Annotated in this window: 24 protein-coding genes and 2 pseudogenes; 15 read left to right on the top strand and 11 right to left on the bottom strand. The window is 62.9% G+C overall.

The features are described from left to right. A pseudogene (locus V6M50_RS16835) lies at window positions 1–244 on the top strand (hypothetical protein); the annotation flags it as partial. Window positions 245–521: 277 nt separating this feature from the next. On the opposite strand, the pseudogene V6M50_RS16830 reads toward V6M50_RS16835, so the two are convergent. Then, window positions 522–701: pseudogene (locus V6M50_RS16830) on the bottom strand (Rid family hydrolase); the annotation flags it as partial. A gap of 205 nt (window positions 702–906) precedes the next feature. On the opposite strand from V6M50_RS16830, the gene V6M50_RS16825 reads away from it, so the two are divergent. From V6M50_RS16825 to V6M50_RS16790, 8 genes are all read left to right on the top strand, one after another. After that, entirely contained in the window at window positions 907–1203 is a 297-nt protein-coding gene (locus V6M50_RS16825; RefSeq protein WP_332819734.1) for a BufA1 family periplasmic bufferin-type metallophore, read from the top strand. 2 nt (window positions 1204–1205) lie between these two features. Next, on the top strand, window positions 1206–2072 hold the full coding sequence (bufB, locus tag V6M50_RS16820) for an MNIO family bufferin maturase (RefSeq protein WP_332819733.1): 867 nt from the start codon (window positions 1206–1208) through the stop codon (window positions 2070–2072). Continuing rightward, window positions 2065–2763, top strand: a complete 699-nt coding sequence (locus tag V6M50_RS16815) for a DNA-binding domain-containing protein (RefSeq protein ID WP_332819732.1) — start codon at window positions 2065–2067, stop codon at window positions 2761–2763. Before bufB ends, V6M50_RS16815 begins: the two co-directional genes overlap by 8 nt. 2 nt (window positions 2764–2765) lie before the next feature. Continuing rightward, a complete protein-coding gene (locus V6M50_RS16810) occupies window positions 2766–3224 on the top strand; it encodes a DoxX family protein (RefSeq protein WP_332819731.1) in 459 nt (152 codons plus the stop codon). Next, window positions 3221–3742, top strand: coding sequence for a sigma-70 family RNA polymerase sigma factor (locus tag V6M50_RS16805; RefSeq protein WP_332819730.1), 522 nt, complete (start codon window positions 3221–3223; stop codon window positions 3740–3742). Before V6M50_RS16810 ends, V6M50_RS16805 begins: the two co-directional genes overlap by 4 nt. A gap of 2 nt (window positions 3743–3744) precedes the next feature. Continuing rightward, entirely contained in the window at window positions 3745–4392 is a 648-nt protein-coding gene (locus tag V6M50_RS16800; protein WP_332819729.1) for a DUF1109 domain-containing protein, read from the top strand. Window positions 4393–4459: 67 nt separating this feature from the next. Continuing rightward, the gene (locus tag V6M50_RS16795; RefSeq protein ID WP_332819728.1) at window positions 4460–4924 is read left to right on the top strand and encodes a YHS domain-containing (seleno)protein; all 465 of its coding nucleotides are present in this window, start codon (window positions 4460–4462) and stop codon (window positions 4922–4924) included. 179 nt (window positions 4925–5103) lie between these two features. After that, the gene (locus V6M50_RS16790; RefSeq protein ID WP_332819727.1) at window positions 5104–5916 is read left to right on the top strand and encodes a hypothetical protein; all 813 of its coding nucleotides are present in this window, start codon (window positions 5104–5106) and stop codon (window positions 5914–5916) included. Between the two features lie 104 nt (window positions 5917–6020). Here V6M50_RS16790 and V6M50_RS16785 read toward each other — a convergent pair whose 3' ends face one another. After that, a complete protein-coding gene (locus V6M50_RS16785; protein WP_332819726.1) occupies window positions 6021–6719 on the bottom strand; it encodes a pirin family protein in 699 nt (232 codons plus the stop codon). 115 nt (window positions 6720–6834) lie between these two features. Here V6M50_RS16785 and V6M50_RS16780 point away from each other — a divergent pair, with 115 nt between their 5' ends. Further along, complete coding sequence (locus tag V6M50_RS16780; protein ID WP_332819725.1) at window positions 6835–7764, top strand: LysR family transcriptional regulator; 930 nt, start codon at window positions 6835–6837, stop codon at window positions 7762–7764. Here V6M50_RS16780 and V6M50_RS16775 read toward each other — a convergent pair. From V6M50_RS16775 to V6M50_RS16740, 8 genes are all read right to left on the bottom strand, one after another. Beyond that, entirely contained in the window at window positions 7761–9128 is a 1368-nt protein-coding gene (locus tag V6M50_RS16775) for an alginate export family protein (protein WP_332819724.1), read from the bottom strand. The two genes, V6M50_RS16780 and V6M50_RS16775, sit on opposite strands and share 4 nt — an antisense overlap. Further along, the gene (locus V6M50_RS16770; RefSeq protein WP_332819723.1) at window positions 9128–10717 is read right to left on the bottom strand and encodes an MFS transporter; all 1590 of its coding nucleotides are present in this window, start codon (window positions 10715–10717) and stop codon (window positions 9128–9130) included. Before V6M50_RS16770 ends, V6M50_RS16775 begins: the two co-directional genes overlap by 1 nt. Next, a complete protein-coding gene (locus V6M50_RS16765; RefSeq protein ID WP_332819722.1) occupies window positions 10714–11136 on the bottom strand; it encodes a DoxX family protein in 423 nt (140 codons plus the stop codon). Before V6M50_RS16765 ends, V6M50_RS16770 begins: the two co-directional genes overlap by 4 nt. 3 nt (window positions 11137–11139) lie before the next feature. Next, complete coding sequence (locus V6M50_RS16760; RefSeq protein WP_332819721.1) at window positions 11140–13071, bottom strand: amidohydrolase; 1932 nt, start codon at window positions 13069–13071, stop codon at window positions 11140–11142. Beyond that, window positions 13068–13316 (bottom strand): XapX domain-containing protein, encoded by a 249-nt coding sequence (locus tag V6M50_RS16755; protein WP_332819736.1) that lies wholly within the window; start codon window positions 13314–13316, stop codon window positions 13068–13070. The genes V6M50_RS16760 and V6M50_RS16755 overlap by 4 nt, the downstream gene beginning before the upstream one ends. Window positions 13317–13339: 23 nt before the next feature. Further along, window positions 13340–14176: an alpha/beta fold hydrolase gene (locus tag V6M50_RS16750; protein WP_332819720.1), complete on the bottom strand. Its 837-nt coding sequence runs from the start codon at window positions 14174–14176 to the stop codon at window positions 13340–13342. A 69-nt stretch (window positions 14177–14245) separates the two neighbouring features. After that, window positions 14246–14905: a hydrolase gene (locus tag V6M50_RS16745; RefSeq protein WP_332819719.1), complete on the bottom strand. Its 660-nt coding sequence runs from the start codon at window positions 14903–14905 to the stop codon at window positions 14246–14248. Window positions 14906–15419: 514 nt separating this feature from the next. Further along, the gene (locus V6M50_RS16740) at window positions 15420–17708 is read right to left on the bottom strand and encodes a TonB-dependent receptor (protein WP_332819718.1); all 2289 of its coding nucleotides are present in this window, start codon (window positions 17706–17708) and stop codon (window positions 15420–15422) included. Between the two features lie 301 nt (window positions 17709–18009). Here V6M50_RS16740 and V6M50_RS16735 point away from each other — a divergent pair, with 301 nt between their 5' ends. Next, window positions 18010–18912 carry a MurR/RpiR family transcriptional regulator gene (locus tag V6M50_RS16735; RefSeq protein WP_332819717.1) on the top strand — a complete coding sequence of 301 codons (903 nt, stop codon included), beginning with the start codon at window positions 18010–18012 and terminating at the stop codon, window positions 18910–18912. A 5-nt stretch (window positions 18913–18917) separates the two neighbouring features. Here the strand turns inward: V6M50_RS16735 and V6M50_RS16730 are convergent, their stop codons facing one another. Then, a complete protein-coding gene (locus V6M50_RS16730) occupies window positions 18918–20354 on the bottom strand; it encodes an APC family permease (protein WP_332819716.1) in 1437 nt (478 codons plus the stop codon). 201 nt (window positions 20355–20555) lie between these two features. Between V6M50_RS16730 and dgcN the strand changes: the two genes are divergently transcribed. The 4 genes from dgcN to V6M50_RS16710 are packed head-to-tail and all read left to right on the top strand — an operon-like array spanning window position 20556 to window position 25678. Next, window positions 20556–21566, top strand: a complete 1011-nt coding sequence (gene dgcN, locus V6M50_RS16725) for an N-acetyltransferase DgcN (RefSeq protein ID WP_332819715.1) — start codon at window positions 20556–20558, stop codon at window positions 21564–21566. Between the two features lie 52 nt (window positions 21567–21618). After that, entirely contained in the window at window positions 21619–22644 is a 1026-nt protein-coding gene (locus V6M50_RS16720; RefSeq protein ID WP_332819714.1) for a dipeptide epimerase, read from the top strand. Between the two features lie 11 nt (window positions 22645–22655). Next, entirely contained in the window at window positions 22656–24056 is a 1401-nt protein-coding gene (locus V6M50_RS16715) for a serine hydrolase domain-containing protein (protein ID WP_332819713.1), read from the top strand. A gap of 26 nt (window positions 24057–24082) precedes the next feature. Further along, complete coding sequence (locus V6M50_RS16710) at window positions 24083–25678, top strand: N-acyl-D-amino-acid deacylase family protein (protein WP_332819712.1); 1596 nt, start codon at window positions 24083–24085, stop codon at window positions 25676–25678. Window positions 25679–26188 lie beyond the last annotated feature (510 nt).

Here is a 26188-nt window from a genome sequence, read left to right as displayed (position 1 = left end):
CACCGACGCGTCGGGCGGGATTTCGAAGGAGTCTCACGAAGTTGCCATCCAGCGAATGATCGCGGCCGGCGCGAACGTGATGACCGTGATGGCGCTCGCTGGCGAATGGCAACGCGATTGGGCGCGCACCGAGCATGTCGAGGAACTGACCGAGATTCTCATCCAGCACTTCAGCGGCAGCGGCATCGCGTATCTGTGGGAGCAGCAATTGCTCAACACGCCGGTGCCGAACGCCGCAGGCTGATCTGGGCAGGGATGCCGGACTGTCGAGCGATGAATTGCCGCTCATTGAGCCTCGGCATCCCTTCTCTCCGGGCAGGCTATCCAAGCCTCGGTGCAGCCGGACTGACCACGCTATCCGTCACCCAAAGAAAGGACCATGAATGTCGATGGGCCGTTTTCCCGTTGGACTGGAAATGCATGTCTTCGAAGAATGAAACTGCCGGGAGAGGCTGCCGCTTTCGCGCTTTGAGCCAAATGGCGTTCCGAACCGGTTCCCGTTTTCATCAAATGTAGGCGCTCTATGGAACCTTCGCGGCGATCGCCTCGATCTCGATCAGGAAGTTCGGACCGGCCAGCCCGGCGACCTGCACGGTCGAGCGGGCGACTAGGTTGGGATTCTCGGCGGTGCCGAAGAATTCCTTATAGCCTGCATTGAAGCCCGCGAAATCCATCTTGCCGCCCAGTTTCGGGTCGGCGAGACGATCGGCGCCACCTCGGCCGCCGGGCATGCGCTCTATCCCGACGCCGACATCACCGGCGCTTTCCACGCGATCCTCGACAGCGCCGCGATCGCGACCCTGCGGCCATCGCGATAATTCGCATTGGCGTAACCTTCGGAGAAGGCACCGCGAACCGGCAAACGATGCCATCCCTCGCATCACCCATTTTCAAAGGGAGATTGAAATGACCAACGCACTGAAACTTTCGCTTGCCGCTTCGGCGGTGCTCGCCATGGCTGCCGGCAACGCCTTCAGCACCACCGCTGCTGCCGCCGAAGGCAAGACCGAGAAATGCTATGGCGTCTCGCTGAAGGGCAAGAATGACTGCGCCGCGGGTCCGGGCACGAGCTGCGCCGGCACCTCGACCGCCGACTATCAGGGCAACGCCTGGAAGCATGTGAAGGCGGGCTCGTGCGTCAAGATGGGCGGCACGCTCACGGCGCACGAAGGCAATGCCAAGCCGGTTCCGCGCAAGGGCTGATCATGTCCGCTCCCGCGCTCCACTCGCTGCCGCCGCGCGCCGGCATAGGGCTCAAATCGAGCCATTATGTCGATGTGCTCGCAGCGGCGGAGCGCGGGGCGGCGCCCGCCTGGGCCGAAGTGCACCCCCAAAATTACTTCGGCGCGGGCGGACCACCGCATCGCTGGCTCACCGCGATTGCGGAACATATCCCGCTCAGCTTTCACTCGGTTGGCCTGTCGCTCGGCTCGGCGGCTGGCGTCGATCTGGACGAGCTCGAGGCGCTCGCGGCGCTGTGCGAGCGTTATCGGCCCGCGATGGTCTCCGACCATCTGAGCTGGAGCAATGGGCCGAACGACAAATTCCCCGATCTGCTCCCCATTCCGTACACCCATGAGGCTCTCGATCATTTCGCGGGCGAAGTGGGGCGCGTGCAGGATCGGCTCGGCCGGACCATCCTGATCGAAAACCCGTCGCGCTACCTCGCCTATGCGCAGGGGGACTGGGACGAGGTCGAATTCCTCCATACGCTTTGCCGGCGCAGCGGCTGCGGTCTCTTGCTCGATATCAACAATGTCGAAGTCTCGGCTTTCAATCTCGGGCTCGACCCGGGCGTCTGGCTCGAAGCCTTTGATCCGGGCCTTGTCGGCGAGATTCATGTCGCGGGCCACGCCGTGAAGAGCGACGACATGGGCGGTACGATCGCGATCGACGACCATGGCTCACCCGTCCGATCGAGTTGCTGGGACCTGCTCGCGCGATTCCTCGCGCGCAGTGGGCCGAAGCCGGTGCTCGTCGAATGGGACACCGACGTTCCCGATTTTCCGACGCTGATCGCCGAGGCGATGAAGGCCGACGCGCTTCTGCTGTCCGAGACAGAATATGCTTGAGCGCGACCAAGGGGCTTTGGCGGCGACATTGCTGCATGGGCCGGACCACTTGCCCGACGCGCTTTTTGCTGGGGACGAGGTCGCCGTGCTCCGGGGCCTGCGCGTTCACGCCAACACTATTTCGCATGCGCGCCTGGTCGCGCTTGAGGAGACATTTCCTCGGACCCGCGCGCATCTCGGCGAAGGGCCGTTCAATCGCCTGTCGCGCAAGTTCGTCGACGCATGCGGGGCCGAGGGGCGGTCGCTGACCGACATTGGCGCGGGCTTTGCCGACTGGCTGGGTGATCCGCTTGCGGCCGATCTGGCGCGCGTCGAATGGGCCTGGCTCGAAAGCTACAACGCTGCCGAAGGGCCCGCGCTCGGGCTCGCCGATCTGGCGGGATATAACGAGACGACCTTGCTCGGCTTTTCGGTTCACCTGCATCCGGCGACGCGGTTTCTCAGTCTGGCGACAGATGCGGCGCGATTGATCGATCCAGCCTTCGCGCCCGGTACATCGGCACTGCTGATCACGCGGCCTGACGCGGATGTGCGGCTATTTCCCGTTCACGCCGCCGACATCGCCGCTCTCGGTCTTGCGAAAGAAATTTCGCCGCTCGGTAACCTGCTCGCACTCCTCGCCGAAGACCACCCTGACGGTGGTGCCGCTCTTGCGGCGCTGATCGACGCAGGGGCATTCGAAAGGCTTTGAAGATGAATCGCTTAGTCGCATTCTATGACCGCGGCGTGGAGATCGCTGCCTCGCGTATTCCCGAGTCCGTTGCATTGTTCCTGCTCCGCCTCGCACTTGCGGGTGTGTTTTGGCGTTCGGGTCAGACGAAAGTGGTCGAAGGCAGCTTCCTCCAGATCGACCCATCGCAATATGATCTGTTCGCGTCCGAATTTTCCGGCCTGCCACTCGACCCGGTCCTGGCCGTGCCGCTCACGACCTATGCCGAGCATTTCTTTCCGATCCTGCTGCTCCTCGGCCTCGCGACACGTTTTTCGGCAGGGGCGCTGCTGGTGATGACGCTTGTCATCCAGATCTTCGTATTTCCCGACGCCTGGTGGCCGGTGCATTCGCTGTGGGTCGCAATGGCCGCGATCCTGATTCCGCGCGGCGGCGGGCTGTTCTCGCTCGATGCGCTGCTTGCTAGAGTGCGCGCGACATGAGCATCGAGGAACCTTCGCTCGCGCGCCTGATGGCTGCATCGCAGCGGGGGGATCGTGCGGCCTATCGTACGCTGCTGGCCGACTGCCGCAAATGGCTCGAACGTTATTTTGCACGCCGCATCGCACTGCACCACATCGACGACCTCGTTCAGGAAACTTTGGTATCGATGCATCGCAAGCTTGCGACCTGGGATTCGACCCGCGCTTTCCTGCCATGGCTCGCGGCCATCGCACGCTATCGCTGGATCGACATGCTGCGCCGACAGCGCAACGAGGCTGAACTCGGCGACAATGACGCCGCCGTGGACGCCGAGGACGAAGCGGTGCACGCGCGGCTCAGCATCGACCATCTGATGACGTTGCTGCCGCCCAAGCAGGCGCAGGCGATAGCCCTCGTCAAGATAGAGGGCGCCTCGATCGCCGAAGCGTCGAAAATCTGCGGCCAGAGCGAGTCGCTGGTCAAAGTGAATATCCACCGCGGGCTGAAGAAGCTCGCCGCCCTGATTGAAAGCGAATGAGAATGACCGATGCATCGATCGACGCGCTGATCGACGGACTGGCGGACGAACTGAAGCCGGTCAGGCCGCGCCGGACAGGACAGGGGTCGCTGTGGGTCCTGCTCGGATGGGCGGGCGGCGCCGCGGCGCTGATCGCTTATGCCGGGATGCGGCACGATCTTCTGGGCGGCCAGATGCCGATGCTGTCGATGCTGTCCTTCTGGCTGATCGCCGGGGTGGGCATGGCGGCGGTATGGAGCGCGATCCGCATGGGCATGCCGGGTGTCGGCCGCGACTATGGCGGTTGGCGCTGGGCGGGGCTGGTCGCACTTGCGCTGCCGCTGTCGGCGCTGCTCCTGTCCATGGGTAACAGCCACGCCGCGATGGAATCTGCACGCATGGGCGCAGGCACGCGTTGTCTCGCCGAGGCCGTCATTTCGGGTCTCGGTGTTGGCGCGGCGCTCTTCGCCTGGCTCAAGGCCGGGGCACCGACCTCGCCCGAGCGCGCGGGGCTGGTGATCGGGCTTGCCGCGGGCAGCGCCGGGGCGACGATCGTCGCGCTGCATTGCTCGATCGACAATATCGTTCACATCTCGCTGTGGCACGGGTTGGCAGTGATGCTCTCGGCCGCGGCCGGGCGGCTTTTCCTGCCGCGCTTCCTGCGCTGGTAGGTTCCGCCGCCTTCGCGACCGGCTTTGACGCCGATGTAACTCATCTCTCAAAGTGGAACGGATCATCATGCGTATCATTGCTGCCGCCATAATTCTCGCCCTGACGCCCACCGCGGTCTTCGCTGCTCCGTCGCAAGCGGCTCCCCCCGTTTCGGCAACCGAAGAGGGCATCGCCATCGGCGGCTATGACGCCGCGTCCTATTTCTCGGACGGCGGCCCTGTCGTCGGATCGGCGGCGTTCGAATATCGCTGGAACGGAGCGGTCTGGCGCTTCGCTTCGGCAGAGGCGCGCGACCTATTTGTTGCGAACGCCGACGCCTTCGCCCCGCAGTTCGGCGGCTATTGCGCCTGGGCGGTCAGCCAGAATTACATCGCACCGGGCGATCCCAAGGTGTGGCGTATCGTCGACGGACGCCTGTATCTGAATTTCAACGACCGCGCGAAAGAGCTGTGGGAGGCCGACCTTGCCGGCGCAATTGAGCGCGGCAAGGCTAATTGGCCAGCGGTCCTTGAAAAGGCCGATAATCGATAACGGGCTTGGAGAGGTCCTGTGCTGCTTTTAACACTCGCGTCGCGGCGGCGCCGCCGGCGGTGTCTCCCGAACCACCCTATGCCCGCACACCCGAGGAGGTGGTCGTTCCGCTCCAAGATGAGCAGCGGCGCGAGCAGGAAGAATAGGGATATGCCGACGCCGTCATCGACGGTGACCACGTGTGGCTGTCGGGGGTCGTGGCGGGGCTCCGAGCCAAAATTGCCTTTCCCGGGACGGCGTCTACCGCTGCGAAAGCCCGCTTTGACGAACTCATCGTTGACGAAGGTATGGACACTAAGCGGAGCGAACTGCGCATTCGCGTAGCATTGTTCGATGCGCAGCAAACCGGATCATTTGAAGATGTGGCGCATGCGGTCCTGATGGCGCAGCAACAGCGAACCGAAGGGCTGAAGGCTGTCGCGGAAAATGCGTTCGAGGGGGGAACCGATTTTTGCGATCTTCCGGAATATGCTCCCCAAGTGGCCAAAAACGCCTGCGCCACAGACAACTTCGAGAGACGCGCCAAAAACCTGATGTATCTCGACGCTTTGGCGACAGTTCTGAATGGTGATTATGGCCCCGCTGAACGCTTTCTCGAAATCTATGGCCGGGATCGGAAGGATAATGGGGATTGGGATACGCGCTGGACGGGTATTGACCCAAGAATCGTAAAGCTGAAGGTCGTTATGGCTGAAACCCGTTATCAGAGCGCCGCTTCGGAATCGGGCGGCTCCAACGTGGACGAGATGAGTTATGCGCTCGACGAGCTAACAGCGGTGACTCGTTTGTTCAGCCCCGCCGACGATCCTGTGGGATTTCGGAAAATTGCGCTGTCAGCTCTTCAGAAGGACCAGGAATTGGCTGGGCTCGCGGTGAAAGCCGGCGACAAGCCTGACATACGATTTTCTCAGACAATGTCTCTCTATCGCGTGGTGCTTTCACGGCTCGACGATATTGCGTCAGGTAGCATCAGCGGGGTCCCATCTGATTAAAGTGCTTCGGTCGGGAACGTCAGCTTTCTACCCTTACGCGCCTAATAGCTGACCGTCTCAAATCGGCCAAAACGACGCGGCGATTTCGCCGCGTCGTTCCGGGGTCAAGCTGCGTCGACGAGGACGATTTCGCTGTCTTCGATCGCGGTGATGCGCACCACGTCCATGTCGCTGATCGCCGCGCCGTCGCGGGCGTTGACGCGGACCCCGTCGATTTCCACTGCTCCGGTCGCGGGCACGAGATAGGCGCGGCGGTCTTTGCCGAGCGGATAGTCCGCGGTCTCGCCGGCGCGCAGCGTTGCGCCGACGACGCGCGCGTCGGTGCGGATCGGCAGCGCATCATTGTCATTGTCATAACCCGAGGCGAGCGTTACGAACTGACCCGAGCGTGCGCCCTTGGGAAAGGGCTTGGCGCCCCATTGCGGAGCTTCGCCGTCGCGGGTCGGCACGATCCAGATCTGGAAGATCTTCGTCGTCACATCCTCCAGATTATACTCCGAATGCCGAATGCCCGTGCCGGCGCTCATCACCTGCACGTCGCCCGCTTCGGTGCGACCCTTGTTGCCGAGATCGTCCTGATGGGTGATCGCGCCTTCGCGGACGTAAGTGATGATTTCCATGTCGCGGTGCGGGTGCGGGGGGAAGCCCGTTTGCGGCGCGATGATGTCGTCGTTCCACACGCGCAGATTACCCCAGTTCATCCGCGCCGGATCGTGATAGCCGGCGAAGGAGAAATGATGTTTGGCGTCGAGCCAGCCGTGATTGGCGGCGCCGAGGCTGTCGAAAGGACGAAGTTCGATCATGGTCTTGTCTCCAGGCACGGACGGAAAGTCATCCGCTGTTGGCACCCATTTGGGCCTTGCGTGCTTTCCCGGTCAGAGGGATAAATCGCATCGAAACGTTCGAGGAAATTGAATAGTGAATAATCCGGGCACGCCGACTTTCGATCAGCTGCGCATCTTCCTGGCGATCGTCGATACCGGCAGCTTTGCAGCGGCGGGGCGCAGGCTGAACCGGGCGGTCTCGGTGATCAGCTATGGCATCTCGAACCTCGAAACACAGCTCGGCGTGATGCTGTTCGAGCGCGAAGGTACGCGCAAACCGCGACTGACCGTCGCCGGACGCGCGCTGTTGTCCGAAGCCCGCGCGATTTCGCACGGGATCGATGGACTCCGCGCCAAGGTGAAGGGATTGCTCGATGGCTTGGAGGCCGAAGTCGATCTCGCGGTCGATGTGATGCTGCCCGCCGAACGATTGGGGAAGATATTGCGGACCTTTTCCGCCGAATTTCCGACGGTGCAGCTCCGCCTGCATGTCGAGGCCCTTGGCGCGATCACCGCGATGGTACTTGACCGCAAGGCCATCGTCGGCATTTCGGGGCCGCTCGCTGCCGGGGTCGAAGGTGTCGAATGCATCGCAGCGGGCTCGATCCCGATGGTCCCGGTTGCCGCGCCCGATCATCCGCTCGGTCGGATGGAGCGCATCGCGCCAGGGGCTGGACGCGATTACACCCAGCTCGTGCTCACCGACCGTTCTCGCTTTACCGAGGGGCAGGATTATTCGGTGATGAGTCCCAAGACATGGCGGCTCGCCGACCTTGGTGCGAAACATGCGCTGCTGCGCGAGGGGATTGGCTGGGGCAATATGCCGCTCCCGATGATCGAAGCCGATCTGGTAGCCGGGACGCTCGTTCAGCTTGCGATGCCCGACCATCCGGGCGGCACATATCGCTTTGCCGGTGTCTGGCGCCGCGATACGCCGCCGGGTCCCGCCGCTTCGTGGCTGCTCGAACAATTTGTCGGATTGGGCAAAAACGACGCCGAGATCGCCGGCTTGATAGATCTCTAGAATTTCAGCATCGCTTCGGCGCCGGCCATGCGGATCGTGCGCGCCGGCCCGGTCTCGCGGATGGACCTCCCCGCGCGGAAGGCAGATAGGGAGCCGGAAAAGGATAGCACTGGACTCGCCTGCCAGCCAGCCGAGATTTCGATCTGATCGCCGATATGGCGTGCACCGCTGCCGGCTGCCGGACGGATGAGCTGGCCCGGAATATCGTAAATACCGTCGCCGCGGCGGTGTCGCCAGAATGTGGCCGCCGCCAGTTCGACCGTCACACCTGACCCGAGGTCGAAATCGACGCTGGGGTGGATGTTGACGATGTTGCGCGGGCCGATTGGCGACAACTCGCCGAAATATTTGCCCTTGGGGAAAAGCGCATTGAAGGTGCCAAGCGTGCCATCCATGGGGTTTCGATCGCCGCTCGCGATATTGGCGCGGAGGCGCAGGCGGGGTTTGAGCGCGGCTTGCGGAAAGCTCCATGCGGTCTCGGTCGCGATCGACCAAGCGCGGATCGGGCCGCCATCGAAGCGTCCGCGCTGCACTATGCCCTCCCAATTCCAGCCAAGGTCGCCGCGCTTGCCAAAGAAGCGCACCCCGAAACTGTCGCGGGCTTCTCGTCCGCTGCGCCCAACGAACCGCGCGGCTTCGTTTTTATAGCCGAGCCAATAGACGTCGATGCCGATGGCCGCGACAGGCGTGATGGTCGCATAGACACCATCAAGCCGTCGGGTCTTGGACGCCGCATCATCGAAATCGCCCCCGCCGACCGCGACCGGGCGCAGGTGGAAGGCGTCGATGCGAACGGGGCCGCGAGTCGCGATCGCGCGAACGCCATCGAACGCTTGCGGAATATTGGGACCGTAGCGGATACCGACGAGCCGCTCCGATCCCAGCGCGACCAGTTCGCGGCCGCCGCGCAGGGTCAGGTCGCCATCCTCCCCAAGGCCGATGCGCACGTCGGCGAAGCCCTGGAGCAGGTCGATACCCGTCTCGTCAGCAGGACCCTTGCCCGCGCCGACCCCGCGGGCATAGCCGGCGATCCCCTGCACGAAGAGGCGCGCCGGGCCAGCGTGGAGATCCGCGTGGGGCATCACGCGCAGCCACGGATAGCCGTCATCGGGTGCGGGCGGATCGCCCCACAGATTGTTGTCGAAGCCTTCGAAGCGCGCCCGGGCTTCGCCGCCGAGCGTCAAATGGACGGCACCATCCTTGTCGAGCGGTGCATATTTGATCCGCTGCCACCCCGCGCGTGCCGCGTCGCCGAGAACCGACCAATCCTCGTCATAGCGAAGGTTGGTCTGTTCGACCTCCTGCGCTTCGGCCGCCAGCGGCGCCAGCGCCCCCAGCGCCGTGAGAAGCAGCAGTGCGCGCATCAGCGCCGGGTGACGAAATGGCGCACAACCGGGGGGCTGTCGCCGCCGTGGAAATCGCGCAGCGTCTCCTGCAGTACGCGGTCGGCGTTGGTAACCCGGTCATGTTGGCGCAGATGCTCCAGCCAGCTCTCGACGGTGAAGATTTCGATGACGGTGCCGGGCTGCGCGGTGTCTTCATAGACGCCCCAGTGGATTGCACCGTCGCGACGCCGGATCCGGCGCATGGCCTGCATTGCCGCGAAAAATTCGGACACTTTGTCGGCAGCGACGCGATATTCGATCGTTACCAGAACCGGGCCACTGTCCTGTTCTATATCCCCATCAACGATCGGAGTAGGCCAGTGCGCGGACGGTGCGAGGTCGAGGCGGCTCGTGCCATCGAGCGGGAAGCGCCACGCGAGAACAAGACTGGCGACGACGAGCAGGGCGGCGGCAGCGAGCAAGGTGGTCGGCACCCCGATGCGCGACGCCACCGATCCCCACAAGGTCGACCCGGCCGTCATCGATCCCTGAAAGACGAGGAGGTAGATGGCGAGCGCCCGCGCCTTGACCCAGGCGGGCGATGTCGCCTGCGCGCCGCCGTTCAGCGACGCCATCATTGCGATCCAGGCCAGCCCGCCCACGAAGAGCGTGGCCGACGCCGTCCAGAAATCGGACGCGAGCGACAGGCCAGCCATTGCGGCCGCGAGCAGGATCGACGCGGCTAGCGTGATCTTGTTGGCGCTCAGCCGTCCGCGCAGCTTGGGCATGATCACTGCCCCGGCGATCGCGCCGAGCCCCATGAAGGTCAGCAGCCCGCCATAGCCCGCTGGGCCAAGCCCCAGATCGCGCCGCGCGATGATTGGCAGCAAGGCCCAGAGGCCGCTGGCGAAGAGGAAGAAGCCGACCGAACGGATCAGCACGATCTGGAGCTCGGGCGCGCGCATCGCGTAACGCAGACCGGCGCGCATCGCGCCGACCATATGCTCGGCGGGCAGGTGCCGGTCGGGGGCGTGCCGCCGCCAACGATACAGCACGGTCAGCACGGCGAGGACTGACAGGGCGTTGATTGCAAAGACGGCGCCCGGCCCGGATGCGGCGATGATCACGCCGCCCAGCGCCGGGCCGATCGCCCGCGCGATGTTGATACCGAGCGAGTTAAGCGCGACGGCCTGCTGCAACGCTGGACCGGGGACGAGTTCGGGGACGATTGCCTGGAAGGCGGGCGCGGAGAAAGCGGCACCGATCGCAATGGCGGCGGTGAACAGCAGCAATATCCATGCGTCGGTGAACCCCGAGAGTGTGATCGCGGCCAGCGCGGCGGCCGCGACGAGCCCGAACAGCTGCGCGCCGATCAGCAGCCGCCGCCGGTCGACGATATCGGCCAGCGCTCCGGCGGGGAGCGCCAGCGCGAACATCGGGAATGTCGTCGCGGCCTGCACCAGCGCGATCATCAGCGGGTCTGGCGACAGCGACGTCATCAGCCAACCCGCACCGACATCGTGCATCCAGGTGCCGATGTTCGACACGATCGTGGCGATCCACAGCGCGCGGAACATTGGGCTGGCGAGCGGCCCCTCGGTCTTTGTCAGGGTGGTCGCAGCGGTCATGGCTTGCCGCCGCGCAGGATCGCCGCAAGCATCAGGCCGCCGATGAGTCCGGCATGCTCAAGGAAGGTGTTGCGCTCGTGAAAGCGGGCGACGGGATCGGCGACCTGCCAATAGGGGTGCGCGATCACCGTCGCGATGGCGGTGAACACGCCCAGCGCACCGGCGCCCAGCCATGCCTTGCGGCTGAGGATGACCAGCGCCGAGCCGCCGATCTGGACCAGGATGGTGAGCCCGACAGTGAGAGCGGCGGGTTCGAGCCCGAAATGCCGTGCCTCGCCGAGCGCAGCGTCAAGGTCGAACAGTTTGGCGAAGCCGCTGGTCCAATAGGGCAGGGTGAGCAGGGTCGCGGCGAGGGCCGCGAAGCGATAGTCGCCGAGCAGGCGGGCGAGCAAGGTCGGCGCGGGTGCGGGGGTCATCATGGTTCAGACCGCCCAGCAGCCGCAACCGAACGCACCCCAGAAGCTCTGGACATCGGCAGCAGGAACTGCAGCGCCAAGCGCCGCGGCATGATCATGGCCGTGAACCCCGCAGGCCGTGCCGCAGCCACAGGCCGAGGCGAGCTTTTGGGCGCCCTCGGGGCGGTGATGATAGCCGCCGAATGTCGCAACGGGCGACCAGTCGGGCATCGCTTTCGGCAGCGCCGGTACGATGGGACCATAATCGCCTTCGCCGTGCACGACCTTGCCGCCGAGGATGGTGAGGATCGAGCGGAGGTGAACGATCTCGCTTTCGGCCACGCCGAAATAGTCGTCCGATAGCAGCGCGAGATCGGCGAGCTGGCCTGCCTTGATCTGCCCCTTCGTGCCGACTTCGTTCGAGAACCAGGTGTTTTTCTCGGTCCACAGCCGCAGCGCCGTTTCGCGGTCGAGCCGGTTGCGGGCGGGATAGAGCGAGAGGCCGCCCAGCGTCTTGCCGGTCACCAACCACGACAGCGACACCCAAGGATTATAACTTGCAACGCGCGTCGCATCGGTGCCGGCCCCGACGGGCAGGCCCGCCTCCATCATCCGTTTGATCGGCGGCGTCGCCTCGGCGGCCTTCGCGCCATAGCGTTCGACGAAATATTCGCCTTGGAACATCATCCGGTGCTGGACCGCGATCCCGCCGCCGAGCGCGGCGATGCGGTCGATGTTGCGTTCGCTGATCGTCTCGGCATGGTCGAAGAACCAGTTGAGGCCCGACAGCGGGATATCCCGGTTCACCTTTTCGAACACATCGAGGGCGCGGCTGATCGTCTGGTCATAGGTGGCGTGAAGTCGCCACGGCCATTTCCGTTCGGCGAGCAGGCGCACGACGGGCTCGAGATCGCCTTCCATGCTCGGCGGCATGTCGGGCCGTTCGACGCGGAAATCCTCGAAATCCGCGGCCGAATAGACCAGCATTTCGCCCGCACCATTGTGACGATAGTTGTCGTCGCCGTCGCCCGGCTTCACCTGCGTCGACCAGGTCGCGAAATCCTTGAGTTCTTCCTTCGGCTTTTGCGTGAACAGATTATAGGCGATGCGCAGCGTCAGCTCGCCGTCCTTGTGCAGCTTTTCGATGATCTGGTAATCGTCGGGATAATTCTGGAAACCGCCCCCCGCGTCGATGACGCTGGTCACGCCAAGCGAATTGAGCTCGCGCATGAAATGCTTGGTCGAATTGACCTGATACTCTTCGGGAAGCTTCGGCCCCTTGGCGAGCGTCGAATAGAGGATGACCGCATTGGGCTGCGCGAGCAGCAAGCCCGTCGGGTTGCCCGCGGCATCGCGCACGATCTCGCCGCCCGGCGGATTTGGCGTGTCCTTGGTGTAACCCACGACGCGAAGCGCAGCGGCGTTGAGTAGCGCCCGGTCATAGAGGTGGAGGATGAAAACCGGCGTGTCGGGCGCAGCGGCGTTGATCTCGTCGAGCGTTGGCAGCCGCTTTTCGGCGAACTGATGTTCGGTAAAGCCGCCGACGACGCGCACCCATTGCGGCGGCGGTGTGTTCGCGGCCTGCTTTTTCAGCATCGCCATCGCATCGGCAAGGCTGGGCACGCCGTCCCAGCGCAGCTCCATATTATAATTGAGCCCGCCGCGGATGACGTGGATATGGCTGTCGATGAGGCCGGGGATCAGACGGCCGCCCTTGGCGTCGACGATCTCGGCGTCGGGACCGGCGGCTGCGCGGGCTTCTGCCTCCGATCCCACTACCAGGAATTTGGCACCGCGAATGGCAACGGCCTCGGCAACCGGATTGGCGCGGTCGAGCGTCGTCACCTTGGCGTTGACAATCAGCAAATCGGGCTGGTTCATGGCGAAACTCTCCGTGGCGGTCAGCAGGGCGGTTGTGGCAGCGCCGGCAAGCGCGTGGCGACGGGTGATCGGGTTCATGCGTCGCGATCCTTCACTATCGGTGGCGATCCCAGCACCTGGGGCACGCAGTCATCCTGAATGAAGCGCACCAATTCAGTCCGGTTGGCGAGGCGCTTGGCGATCGGGACAAGCTGTTCGCCCAGCAATATGCCCGCCAGCCCAACGAGGGCGATGACCGGCGGGGCGGGAGAACGGACACCGAGCAGGCTGTAGATCAGTCCGACCAGCAGCCCGGCACCCAGCGAGATGAGCGTGAGTTTCATCATGTCCATCCTCCCTGATGATTTTAGCTCTGTATGAAGGCGAGCAGATCGGGGTTGATCACATCGGCGTTGACCGTGAGCATGCCGTGCGGAAAGCCTTCATAGATTTTGAGGGTCGCGTTAGGTAAAATCTCGGCCTGGAGCACGCCGGCATTCTTGTACGGCACGACCTGATCGTCGTCGCCGTGCAGGACGAGCGTTGGGACGGTGATCGCCTTCAGGTCGTCGGTCTGGTCGGTTTCCGAGAAGGCCTTGACCCCCTCATAATGCGCCTTGGCGCTGCCCATCATGCCCTGGCGCCACCAATTGTCGATCACCGCGGGAATGACGTTCGCCCCGTCGCGATTGAAACCGTAAAAGGCGCCCGCGGCCAGATCGCGGAAGAATTTCGAGCGGTTCGCCGCGAGTTCGCTGCGAATGCCATCGAAGACTTCGATCGGCAGGCCGCCCGGATAACGGTCGGTCTTGAGCATGACCGGCGGCACGGCCGACACCAGCACGGCTTTCGCCACGCGACCCTGCGGGATACCATGACGGGCGACATAGGCCGCGACTTCGCCGCCGCCGGTCGAATGACCGATGTGGACAGCATTTTTCAGGTCGAGATGTTCCATCACCGCCGCGGCATCCGCCGCATAATGATCCATATCATGCCCGTCGCTGACTTGCGCCGAGCGACCATGGCCGCGGCGATCATGCGCGACGACGCGATAACCGTTGGCAAGGAAAAACAGCATCTGGGTATCCCAGTCGTCCGCCGAAAGCGGCCATCCGTGATGGAAGACGATCGGCTGGGCATCCTTTGGACCCCAGTCCTTGTAAAAGATTTCGACGCCGTCGTTGGTGGTTACATAGCTCATGCTGAATTCCTTTTTTCGTTGGGGAGGAGGTGAGGGGCCGGGTTTTCAGGTCCGGCCCGCCCTATCGAATCAGTGACCGCCTTCCGAGGCGCCGAACATGGTCTTGGCATAGGTGATGCCGAGACCGTAAGCGCCGCCCCATTTGCGCGCGATGCCAGTGGTGAGGTCATAGGTTTCGGCGCGCGCCCAGTCGCGCTGCAGTTCAAGCAGATACTGAAGCGAGGTGATCGGTTTCGCACCTGCCTGGATCATGCGTTCGACGGCGCGTTCATGCGCTTCGGTCGAAATGTCGCCGCTTGCGTCGGTGATGACGTAAGCTTCGAAGCCCTGCTCAATCGCGGACAGCACCGGACCGACGATGCAGACCGAAGTCCAAAGGCCGGCGAACACGATCCGGTCCTTGCCGATCCGGTTCACTTCTTCGATCACGCTCGCATCTTCCCACGTGTTCATCGACGTGCGGTCGAGCAGTTTCTGGCTTGGGAAGGCGTCGGTGATTTCGTCGAACATCGGGCCGGAGAAGCTTTTTTCGGCAACGGTGGTCAAAATGGTCGGGACGTTGAAGCCGGCGGCGCCGTTTGACACGAGCGCGGCGTTGTTGCGTAGAAGCTCGGCGGCAATCGACTTGGTCGCAAACGCCATCTGCGACTGGAAATCAATCAGGACCAGAGCGTGGTTGCTGGGGTTGAGCAGTGCTTTGGCCGGGGTGGGGGTAGCTTGGATCGACATTGCTGAAACTCCTCTGGGAAACTTTGTCCCCGATCCGTTCGGGGTGAGGAGAGTTTTATGTCGAGGAGCTTATTCGAAACAGGCCGATAAATTCAGCGCAATTGTTCTAGAATTTAGAAAAGAAGATTAAGAGGCATTCTTTGAGGAAAATCAGTGCAGCCAGATGGTGAGGTATTGTGAGCGACCGTCCGCTTTTTGAGCTTTCCAACGAAAAGCCGACGGTCCGAAGACGGCCAGAATCGCTGCACGCAGCCCGAGCGGAATACTTCATTTCCGCATCAGTCTTGGCAATTAATTCGAGACGCGGCTTGGATGGGGTCAGATCTGGCCGACACGGGAAGCGCAATCCGGATGATGAGTGCAATGTCCAATGGCGAATTCTCACAAGTTACGAACGAAAATCTAGCTGTAAAAAGGGAATTGTGATCTCGCGCGTATTACCGGTTATGCTTTCCGAAAACTTGGCGAATCTGACGGCGTCTGTTTCTCTGCGAGATGGAACTCCGCGCCGATACTAGAAACGCTTGGATAACCCGATGCCAATCGTGCGCGGGCGGTTGGGGCTATACTGAATATCGGAGACTGCGAAACGGCTGTTTGCATTCACAAATTGACGCGATGTCTTGAAGCGCGCGTCGAACAGGTTGTCGGCGAAGACCCTGACGCTCCAGCTTTCGCCTTCGATGCGCAACGACATGTTGGTCAGCCAATAGCTGTCCAGCGGCAGATATTGCGGGTTGGGGCTGGCCGCAGGAACGGGCAGGCCGGTCACCGGATCATTGACGGGCCTGAAGCGCCCGAAATCGGCGTGTGAACTGCTCGTATAGGACGAGACCCAGTTGAACCCCAATTTAAGATCGCCGCCGATCTCGGCGCTATAGTCGGTCATCAACGACAGCGCGTGGCGCGGAACCAGCGGCATCCGTTCGCCCTTGAAACCAATGCCGGCGATCGTCTCGGTCAGCTTTGCATCGGTAAGGCTGTAGCCGAGGTTGAACGACAGGCCGGGCAGCAGGATGTCGCGCGCGTTGAGTTCTAGTTCCACCCCCTCCGACACGGCCTTTCCGGCATTGCCCTGATAAGCAAAACCCAGCGGCGTCCGCACCGTCGTCTGGATGTCCGACCAATCGATGCGGAAGATCGCCGAGCTGACATAAAGCCGGTTCTGCAGCAGTGAGAATTTGCCGCCAAGCTCGTAACTGACCAGATCGTCGGCATCATATTGCCGGCCCTCGGGCGGGATGCCGGTATTGGGCGTGGTGAGGTTGAACCCGCCCGGCCGGAACCCCTGCGCAATCGTCACATAGACGAGGCCATCGCGGCCGAGTTTGTACGAGCTGTTGAACCGCCAGACGCTGCCCTTTTCATGGTAGCGTCCGTTGGAAAACTCATATGGCAAGGGGGTGGTGCGGGCGAGGCCATTGGCGTCGCGGGCGTTCTGGCCGAACCACTGGTCGATCGAGAAAAAGCCGCCGGTTCCGCGAACGTCGAAATAGCGACCGCCAACCGATGCCTGCCAAGTGTCGGTGACATGATATTTCAGCTCGCCAAATGCCGCGAACTGGCGCGTTCGCGTGTCGCTTTCATAGGTATATTCCTTGTTGTCGTTCAGCTCGCCGCCGATAATATTCTGCTCGAAATCGTCCTGGCCGGGGAAAGGGACGGGAACGAGTTCCTGCTGGACCTCGCGGACACGCACCTTGTTGTAATATCCGCCAGCGATCCAGTCGAACGGCCCGTCCGAACTCGAAACCAGACGGACTTCCTGCGTGAAGCCATGCGACCTGGCCCGGCGCTGCGTGATGACGGTGAATTCGGGTATGTCGGCGGGATCAAGGAAGCTGCTGAAGATGCCGTCCCGGATGCCAAAGGTCGAATCGTTGGTCGCATTCAACCGCTCGTCGACATATGATGAACTCGAGGTCAGGCTGGCCCATCCGAAATCATAGGACAGCGTGAGATTGGCGAGCTGCGCTTTGTAACGCGAATCGCCCGGATGAGTGTAATCGACGGTGAGGTCGGGCTGGCTTTCGCGCTGGTTGTTGAACTCACCATACCGTGCGGTCTGACGGTAGTAGGACAGGTCGATGTCCAGATTGTCGGCGGGCTTCATCAGCACCGCGATGCGAGCCGAGGTCGTCCTGTCGTCATTGATGTCCTTCGTGCCCAGCGCGACATTGTCGATGTATCCGTCATTGCGGAATCGGCCGACATTGGCACGAACCGCGATCCAGTCGGCGACTGGGACGTTAAGCATGGCGGTGGCGTTATAATTGGCACCGCCATGCCGTGTCGCCGAAAGCTCTGCACCGACGCGGCCTTCGATCGCGGTCATGCCGGGCTTTTTGGAGATATAGCGAAGCGTCCCGCCGATCGCGCCGCCGCCGAACAGGGTTCCCTGCGGTCCGCGCAGTACCTCGACGCGTTCGACATCGACGAGCTTCAGATCGAGCGGCGAGCCGCGGAAAGGCATGTCCATGGGTATTTCGTCGACATAGACCGTCGTTGTCGGCGCCAGCGCCGCCTCGGTGCCGGTGCGCAGGCCGCGTAGCACCAGCGTCACGCCCTCGCGCGCGCCGTTATCGGTGAGTGAAAGACCGGGAACCGTGCGCGCGAAATCGGCGATATCGGTGGCACCGGTCTTTTCCAGCGTATCGGAGGAGATCGCCTGGATGTTGAACGGCACGTCGCGGACCGATTCGGCTCGCCGCGTTCCGGTGACGATGATTTCGTCCGTGGCCGTGGCGCTCTGGCCATCGCCGGACTGCTGAGCGGCCTCTTGCGCGCGCGCGGGGCTGGTCAAGGCCGCGAGGGAAGCGGCCGAAACCAGCACTGCCCTGCTTGCCCGACGTCCGATGCTGTTGTCTCCGATCATCCTGACTTCCCCTTTGTGCCGTAAATCCCGGTCTTCGCGTTTCGTGCGCTGCAGGTGCGGGCGATGATTGCCGAGTCAGACATATTTATGTCATTGATTCGTTCAATGTCAAATAAGTAACATCATCTTTCCACTTTCCTAGCAAAACAGGGCTATGTCGGCATGCTGGCGTCGGCGAACTTGCTATCCTAAGGAAGACAATGTCGCAGGAACCGGGGAGAGATGGTGCGTGCAAGGCCGAGCTGACATATCGCGTGATCTGCTGCAGCGGCTCGAGGACAGCCTCGAGAGCTTTACGTCGGCCGAGCGGGCGATCGCCAACTTCATCCTGACCAATCGCGGTGGAATCGCGTTCGAGACCGCCAATTCCATCGCCACCAAACTACAGGTGAGCCCGGTCACGGTCGGCCGTTTTTCACGCAAGATGGGTTATCGGCATTTCAAGGATTTGAAGGCGGGATTGCGCACGACGATGTCGGGCGTGCCTTGGCTGGTCGGCGATCAGGTGACCGAGTTTGTCGGTACGCGCGGCGAGAGCAACCATAGCCAGCGCAGCCTCGAACTCGAACTGGCCGGGATAATCGAGATTTACGCGATGGCCGAAAGCGACGGCTGGAAGCAGATCGTGGCGCTGCTCGCGCATAGCCGCCATGTGCATGTGGCGGGTTTTCAGACCGAGCGCGGCGTGGCCGCAACGCTTGCCCATCTGCTGCAATATGCGCGCGAGGGGGTCAGCATCGTCGACACGTCGGCGGGCAATTATCATGAGGTATTTGCGGGCGATCCGGCCGATCGCTGCCTCGTGCTCGTCGACATGCGGCGCTATTCGGAACAATCCTATGATCTGGCGGCGCGGGCGAGCCGCGAGGATATTCCGGTGGTGATGATTACCGACAAATTCTGCGACTGGATCCGCAAATTCACGAACCACGTCATCGCGGCGCCGACCGAGGTCGAGCTGTTCTGGAGTTCGCAGGTCGCGCTGAGCTGCGTGGTCAATCTGCTAGTTAACGATGTGATCGGAACGCTCGGCAAGACGGTGGAGAAGCGGCTCGATCGCCTGTCGGAGCTTTATCAGGCCTATACCGGGCATATCGGCAGCCCGGCGGTCCGTAAGCCGGGCCGGTCATAGGGCCGCTAAGCCTCGCGTCGCCGGCGACGCATGCCGTAGAGCAGATACCCTGCGCAGCCGATAGCCAGCCAGACCACGAGCCGCAGCCACGTATCGAGCGGAAGCGTCCACATCAGATACAGGCAGGCGGCGACGCTCAGCAAGGGTGTCCACGGGTAGAGAGGTACGCGGAACGGGCGCGCGATTTCGGGCTCGCGCCGCCGCAGGACGATGACGCTGATCCCTACCATGACGAAGGCGAACAGTGTGCCCATCGAGATCAGTTCTCCGAGCAGGCTCATCGGGAGGAGCCCGGCTGCGATCGAGGCAATCGCGCCCGTCACGAGTGTGCCGATATGGGGGATGTGCGAATCCGCCCGGACGCGCGTGAACGCCGCGGGTAGCAGGCCGTCGCGGCCCATCGCGTAAAAGATGCGTACCTGGCCGAGCAATGTGACGAGCAGCACCGAGATCAGCCCAGCGATCGCAACAAAGCCGACGATGACCTTGGTCCACGCCAGTCCCGGTCCAGCGCTGTTCAGCGCGACATACACGGGATCGGGAACGTCGAGCAGGCGATAGCTGACCAGTCCGGTGATGACGACGCCGACCAGAACATACAGGGTTGTGGTGATGCCGACCGACGCCATCAGCGCGCGCGGGATGGTGCGCTGCGGGTCTTTTACCTCCTGCGCCAAGGTCGTGACGGCATCGAATCCGACATAGGCAAAGAATAGCAAGCCGGCGCCCTGCATGATGCCCGACCAGCCGAAATGACCGAAGACACCCGTGTTGGCCGGGATAAGCGGCGTCCAGTTGGCAGTGTCGATAAAGGCGAACCCCGTCGCGACGACGAGAAGCATCGCCGCGATCTTGGCGACGACGATCAGATTGTTGATCCGCGCCGAGAACTCGGTTCCGCGCAGCAGCAGCGCGGTGCAGACCAGCGTCACCAGGGCTGCGGGCAGGTTCAGGATCGATCCGGTCGCGACCAGCTCGCGCGCGGCGGAAAGGTCGAACGGCGCCTGCGCGAACAACGCGGGGAAGCCGATGCCGATATCTTGCAGCACCGCCTGGACATAACCCGACCAGCCGATCGCAACGAGCGCGCCCGCGAAAAGATATTCGAGCGCGAGGCACCAGCCGACCGTCCACGCCGCCGCTTCGCCCATCGAGGCATGGCTGTACGAATAGGCGCTGCCCGCCACGGGCATCATCGCGGCGAGTTCGGCATAGCAGAGCCCGGCGAGCAGACAGACCGCGCTCGCGATGAGGAAGGACAGCGCCACGGCAGGCCCGGAATGCTGCGCGGCGACGGTGCCCGTCAGCACGAATATGCCAGCGCCAACCGTGCTGCCGACGCCGAAGCAGACCAGAGCGAACAGCCCGACGGTGCGCGTCAGTCCGCCGGTGTCGGTGCTTCCCTGAAGCACCGACACCGGCTTGCGCGCGAAGGGCTTCATGCGCGCCTCCGCGAGGCATCAAGCCTAGAGGCTGAAGCCGGCGAGGGGAGGGTCAATATGGTTCTCAACGGTGCGCTCCCTATCGGCGGAAAGATTGTTACATTTATGTCAGTTGACTTCTAGGGCAATAATTATAACAATCAATGCATCGTTGCGCATTTCCTGTCATGCGCGCTTGGTACACAGAAGGTTCAAACCCGCATGATCATCCCCGGCAAATATCTGCTCTTTCTGGGCAACGTTGCCGAGCGGCTCGACGCCAAGACGGCGTGCGGGCTCGTCGACTGGGCACCCGAACGGTGCGTGGGGCAGTGGCGCCTTCCTTCCTGCGGGATCGACCTCGGGCTGAAGGACATGAGCTTTGCGGAGGCGCGCGCTGCCGGTGCCGCGACGCTGGTCATTGGCGTCACGCCCTTTGGCGGCGCTATCGCGCGCGAATGGATCGCGCCCATCGTCGAGGCGCTCGGCGCGGGGCTGAATGTCGCAAGCGGTATGCACGCTCGACTCGGCAACGTGCCCGAGATCGCCGCCGCAGCAAAGACATCGGGCGCGTCGCTGTTTGATGTGCGGGCTCCCGGCGCGAGCTATCCGGTCGGGACGGGCGCCAAGCGGAGTGGACGGCGGATGCTGATGGTCGGCACAGACTGCGCTGTCGGCAAGAAATATACCGCGCTCGCGATTGCGCGCGACATGGCGGCGCACGGCATGACGGCGACCTTCCGTGCGACGGGCCAAACGGGAATCCTGATCGCAGGCGAGGGGGTGCCGATCGACGCCATCGTGTCCGACTTTGTCGCCGGCGCGGCAGAGGCACTCTCACCCGACAACGATCCCGGTCATTGGGATGTGATCGAGGGGCAGGGATCGCTTTTTCATCCCGCCTATGCCGGCGTCGCGCTTGGCCTGCTCCATGGATCGCAGCCTGATGCCATCATCGCGTGCCATGCGGCGGGACGGACGCATATCGATGGCTATCCAGATTTCATCCTTCCTGATCTCGAACGCTGCATCGAGGTCAATCTGGGCATGGCGCGCCTGACCAATCCGGACGTACGCTGCGCCGGTGTCAGCATCAACACCTCGCGCCTCCCTGCGTCAGACCGCGCGGCGCATTTGCGCCGGATCGAGGACCGGCTGATGCTGCCCTGCTTCGATCCGGTCGCAACGGGCGCAGAGGCGCTCGCCACATATATCGCCGCAAATTTCGACTGAGCTTCTTCGCTGCCGATCCGTTTCGGCCGCTGATCATATCGGGAATGCCATCATGGATATCGAGGTTCGCATCGAGACATGGCCGCTGGCCAACCCGTTTCGTATCACGGGGCGAACCTATACCGAGATTGAACTGGTCGTCGCGATCATACGCGACGGGGAATTTGAAGGCCGCGGCGAGGCGGCCGGGGTCGATTATCTCGGCGAGACGCCAGCAAGTATCGCGGCCGATATTGCCTCGCTACGTGAAGACTGCGCTGCGGGGGTGGACCGCACCAGGCTTCAGTTGTTGCTGCCCATTGGCGGCGCGCGCAATGCACTCGACTGCGCATTGTGGGATCTCGAAGCGGCGCGCTCGGGGCGCTCCGTCTGGCAGGCTGCCAAGGTTGCGGCACCGCAGCCATGTCTGACCACCTGGACGATCGGCGCCGATACGCCTGACATTGTCGCCGAGCGGGCGATCGCCTTTGCCGAAGCGCGCGCTATCAAGCTAAAGCTAACCGGCGACGGCCTCGACGCCGACCGCGTGGGCGCGGTGCGTGCGGCGCGCCCCGATGTCTGGCTTGGCATCGACGGCAACCAGGGTTTTTCGCGGGCGACACTTGAAGCCCTCATCCCCACGCTGTTTGCCGCTGATGTCGCGCTGATCGAACAGCCTTTGCCGATGGACCGTGATGCCGATCTGGAGGGGCTGTATTCGCCGATCCCGATAGCCGCAGATGAAAGCGTACAGGGCCTCGACAGCATCGCCGGGCTGACCGATGCCTTTTCGATGATCAATATCAAACTCGACAAATGCGGCGGTCTCACCGAGGCGCTGGTGATGGTCGAAGCGGCGCGTGCGCGCGGGCTGGGCGTGATGGTCGGCAATATGCTGGGCACCTCGCTGGCGATGGCGCCGGCTTTCGTCATCGGTCAGTATTGCGATGTCGTCGATCTCGACGGCCCCGTCCTGCTCCAGCGCGACCGCGCGCCGTGCGCCACCTACCGCGACGGCTTCATCTGGTGCGGCGAAGACATATGGGGCGGCGGTGGTTCCAGGGCCGCCACCGCCAGCAAATTACAAACAACAAAGTAAAAGGGGAGAGAATGATGTTGAGGCGGATTACCACTTTATGCGCACTGGCTACGCTCGGCGTCGCCGCGCCGGTGCTCGCGGCCCCCGATCCGGGAACGTTCGAGAAGCGGCTCGACGCCTTCGTGGCGGCTGAAATGCAGGCGGAGAAAGTCCCCGGGGTCGCGATAGCGGTGCTGCGCAAGGGAGAAATCGTCGTTGCCAAGGGCTATGGTCAGGCCGACGTCGAAAATGCCGTTCCCGTAACCGCCGATACGATCTTCCAGTCGGGCTCGGTGGGAAAGATGTTCACCTCGGCGGCGGTGATGTCGCAGGTCGAGAGCGGCAAGATGCGGCTTGACGATCCGGTCAGCAAATATCTGCCCGATGCGCCGGCGACTTGGCGCACCATGACCATCCGTCACCTCCTGACCCATACCGCAGGCGTCGCCAACTATGGCGCGGACTTCGATTACAAGCGCGACTACAGCGACGACGAACTGGTGAAGATCGCCTATGCGCTGCCACTGGATTTCCAGCCCGGCGCGCGCTGGAATTACAGCAACACGGGCTATGCCTTGCTGGGCATTTTGATCAGGAAAGCGACCGGCCGGTCCTATCTCGACGTTCTCGACACCGAGGTCTTCAAGCCGCTCGGGATGAAGACCGCGCGCGGGATCAGCGAAGCTGACATCGTGCCGCATCGCGCCTCGGGCTATCATCTGGTTGGCGGCGTGCTGAAGAATCAGGACTGGGTATCGCCGTCGCTGAATACGACGGCAGACGGCTCGCTCTATTTCTCGCTTAACGATGTGATCGCATGGGCACGCGGCGTCGAGCGGGGCAAGGTGCTGACCGCCGCCAGCTGGCAGCAAATTTATACCCCGGTCAAACTCAACAGCGGCAAGCCCTATCCTTATGGTTTTGCGTGGCGGATCGAAAAAACGGCCGACGGGAATCCCCGTTATAGCCACGGCGGAGCCTGGCAGGGTTTCCGGACCTATGTCTCGCGCTATCTTGGCGACGATATTTCGATCATCCTGCTGACCAACTCGGCAGACACCAAGCTCGAGACCTTTGTCGATGGTATTGCCCGGGTGTGGGACCCCGCGCTCGTCGCACGCGGTCCGGCCCCTGCGGCGCAGCCCGATATCGAGCGCCGCGTTTCCGCATTGGTCGAGAAAGCCCGTGCGGGCGCGCTCAGCCCGCAGGATATCCCGCTCGCTGCGCCGGGCTTTACCGAGGTGGCGAATCCCTATTTTGCAGGCATGCTGAAGAAGCTCGGCGCTGTGACGAAGCTGGAGATCAGCGATCGAGCCGAACTCGGCGACGACACGCTTTACACCTATGTAGCGACATTTGGCGATCGCACCGCGAGCGTCAGTCTGGGCATCGCGTCCCACGGACAAGTGTCGTCCTTCATGATCAACGATTGAACGGGTTCGGGAAAGGCAGAATGAGGATGTACCACACAGCAACACCGCAATCGGGTCGACCGCCACGCTGGATCGAAACCCTGCGCCGATCGGGCATCGGGATGCTGGCAACCGCCGCCGCCGTGCTTGCACCCGTCGGCGTCGCCAGCGCCGCGGACCAGCCTTCGACGCTCATCACGGGCGCGCGTGTAGTCGACGGAACCGGTGCGCCGGCGCGTCCGGCCTCGGTACGGATCGAGGGCGAGAGGATCGTCGCGGTCGGCGATCTGACCCCGCGCGCCGGTGAGCAGCTGGTCGATGCAGGCGGCCTGATCCTGTCGCCCGGTTTCATCGACACGCACAGCCACCATGATCATGGCCTGTTCGAGAAGCCCGACGCGCTGCCCGTGGTGAGCCAGGGCATCACCACAATTATCGTCGGTCAGGACGGCGGATCGGAGCTTCCGCTAGACGCGTTGTTCACCCGGATGGAAAAGATTCCCGTCGCGGTGAACATCGCGTCGTACGTCGGGCATAACAGCGTCCGCGCCGCGGTGCTGGGCGAGGATTACAAGCGCGTCGCCACCGCGAGCGAGGTCGCGCAGATGCGAGAGATGGTGCGCACCTCGATGAAGGCGGGCGCAATCGGCCTCTCGACCGGGCTCGAATATGATCCCGGCATATATGCCAGCAAGGAAGAGGTGCTGGATCTCGCGAAGGAAGCCGCGCGCTCGGGTGGCCGTTATATCAGTCACATCCGCAGCGAGGACCAGTATATCTGGGCCGCGCTCGACGAGATTGTCGGGATCGGCCGTGTCACCGGGATGCCCGTGCAGGTGTCGCACATGAAGCTTGCGATGACCGACTGGTGGGGACAGGCTGATCGCTATCTGGGCATCATGGATCGTGCCCGTGCGGCCGGTATCGACATAACCGGCGACGTCTATCCCTATGAATATTGGCAATCGACGCTGACTGTGATGTTCCCGAAGCGCGATTTCGCCAATCGCGAAAGTGCCGAATTCGCGCTCAAGCATCTTGCACCGGCTGATGGATTGCTGCTTTCCGATTTCAGCCCGGACCCATCGCTTGTCGGCAAAACCGTCGCGCAGGTCGCCGTCGATCGGGGTATCGATCCCGCGCCCGCCTTAATGCAGCTGATCGCCGAATCGCAGGTGCCCGGCGCGCAGGAAATGGTGATTGGCACGAGCATGCGTTCCGATGACGTCGCAAAACTGATCGCATGGCCGCACGCCAACATCAGCAGTGACGGCATGCTGGACGATCGCCATCCACGCGGAGCGGGCTCCTTCCCGCGCGTGCTTCGGGTCTATGCGCGCGAACAAAAGCTGCTGACCCTTGAGCAAGCTGTTCACAAGATGACCGGGGCGGCAGCGGAGCATATGGGCATCACCGACCGCGGCTTCATTCGTCCCGGCGCGCACGCTGATCTGGTGTTGTTCGATCCCGCGACGATCGCAGATCGCGCGACGAGTGACAATCCGTCGGCGCAATCGGTCGGCATCTCGCGCGTGTGGGTCAATGGTGCGCTAGTCTTCAAGGACGGCCAGCCGACCGGTATTCGATCGGGCGAGCGCGTCCGCCGGATGGCGGTCGAAAGCGGGAAGCAGCCGGCGAAATAGACGGACCGAATCCGGGCTGAATCCGCACGGTATCAGTGTTTCTTCGGCGATTGGAGCGCGGCCGCCGTCGCTTTCGGAAGCGTTGCCGACGCCACGTTTACTCGTTCCATCCCGAACGATCCCTTCATGGCCGTCGCGCCCCATCAAACGGGTCGGGTGGTCGCGGCGCGATATAATGGATGAACCAGCCGATCCTCGCCTCGACCCAACGCGGCCCATCCGTTCGGGCGGTAGCCAAGGCTGCGCGCTTCGTGCAGCTCAAGGATCGGAACGGGTCGGACGCGGCATGGAGCCGAGCTGTAACAACCGGTCGGGGGAGATCATATCTTAACGGCACGATCAATGTCGGCTTTCGCCGATATCCGATTGGAAGCCGACAGACAGCAACCGGCCAAATGAACTCGCCAGCGAGGCCAAGTTGGAAACGCGAACATAGCTTGGAAAATTGCGGAATATATGAAAGCCTCACTGAGGCGGCATCCATTCGGATGATCCGTTCGGGCCTTGGGG

Origin of the sequence: Sphingopyxis sp. (assembly GCF_036675685.1) — a bacterium.
Taxonomy (GTDB): domain Bacteria; phylum Pseudomonadota; class Alphaproteobacteria; order Sphingomonadales; family Sphingomonadaceae; genus Sphingopyxis.
This window is presented reverse-complemented; position numbering and strand designations above follow the sequence as displayed.

Coding starts and splice junctions, on each gene's coding strand:
- dgcN (WP_332819715.1), top strand. CDS start 20,556: ATGATCATCCCCGGCAAATATCTGCTCTTTCTGGGCAACGTTGCCGAG.
- V6M50_RS16755 (WP_332819736.1), bottom strand. CDS start 13,316: ATGAAACTCACGCTCATCTCGCTGGGTGCCGGGCTGCTGGTCGGACTG.
- bufB (WP_332819733.1), top strand. CDS start 1,206: ATGTCCGCTCCCGCGCTCCACTCGCTGCCGCCGCGCGCCGGCATAGGG.
- V6M50_RS16795 (WP_332819728.1), top strand. CDS start 4,460: ATGCGTATCATTGCTGCCGCCATAATTCTCGCCCTGACGCCCACCGCG.
- V6M50_RS16715 (WP_332819713.1), top strand. CDS start 22,656: ATGATGTTGAGGCGGATTACCACTTTATGCGCACTGGCTACGCTCGGC.
- V6M50_RS16815 (WP_332819732.1), top strand. CDS start 2,065: ATGCTTGAGCGCGACCAAGGGGCTTTGGCGGCGACATTGCTGCATGGG.
- V6M50_RS16770 (WP_332819723.1), bottom strand. CDS start 10,717: ATGACCGCTGCGACCACCCTGACAAAGACCGAGGGGCCGCTCGCCAGC.
- V6M50_RS16760 (WP_332819721.1), bottom strand. CDS start 13,071: ATGAACCCGATCACCCGTCGCCACGCGCTTGCCGGCGCTGCCACAACC.
- V6M50_RS16825 (WP_332819734.1), top strand. CDS start 907: ATGACCAACGCACTGAAACTTTCGCTTGCCGCTTCGGCGGTGCTCGCC.
- V6M50_RS16785 (WP_332819726.1), bottom strand. CDS start 6,719: ATGATCGAACTTCGTCCTTTCGACAGCCTCGGCGCCGCCAATCACGGC.
- V6M50_RS16710 (WP_332819712.1), top strand. CDS start 24,083: ATGTACCACACAGCAACACCGCAATCGGGTCGACCGCCACGCTGGATC.
- V6M50_RS16805 (WP_332819730.1), top strand. CDS start 3,221: ATGAGCATCGAGGAACCTTCGCTCGCGCGCCTGATGGCTGCATCGCAG.
- V6M50_RS16745 (WP_332819719.1), bottom strand. CDS start 14,905: ATGTCGATCCAAGCTACCCCCACCCCGGCCAAAGCACTGCTCAACCCC.
- V6M50_RS16730 (WP_332819716.1), bottom strand. CDS start 20,354: ATGAAGCCCTTCGCGCGCAAGCCGGTGTCGGTGCTTCAGGGAAGCACC.
- V6M50_RS16800 (WP_332819729.1), top strand. CDS start 3,745: ATGACCGATGCATCGATCGACGCGCTGATCGACGGACTGGCGGACGAA.
- V6M50_RS16775 (WP_332819724.1), bottom strand. CDS start 9,128: ATGCGCGCACTGCTGCTTCTCACGGCGCTGGGGGCGCTGGCGCCGCTG.
- V6M50_RS16765 (WP_332819722.1), bottom strand. CDS start 11,136: ATGATGACCCCCGCACCCGCGCCGACCTTGCTCGCCCGCCTGCTCGGC.
- V6M50_RS16720 (WP_332819714.1), top strand. CDS start 21,619: ATGGATATCGAGGTTCGCATCGAGACATGGCCGCTGGCCAACCCGTTT.
- V6M50_RS16810 (WP_332819731.1), top strand. CDS start 2,766: ATGAATCGCTTAGTCGCATTCTATGACCGCGGCGTGGAGATCGCTGCC.
- V6M50_RS16750 (WP_332819720.1), bottom strand. CDS start 14,176: ATGAGCTATGTAACCACCAACGACGGCGTCGAAATCTTTTACAAGGAC.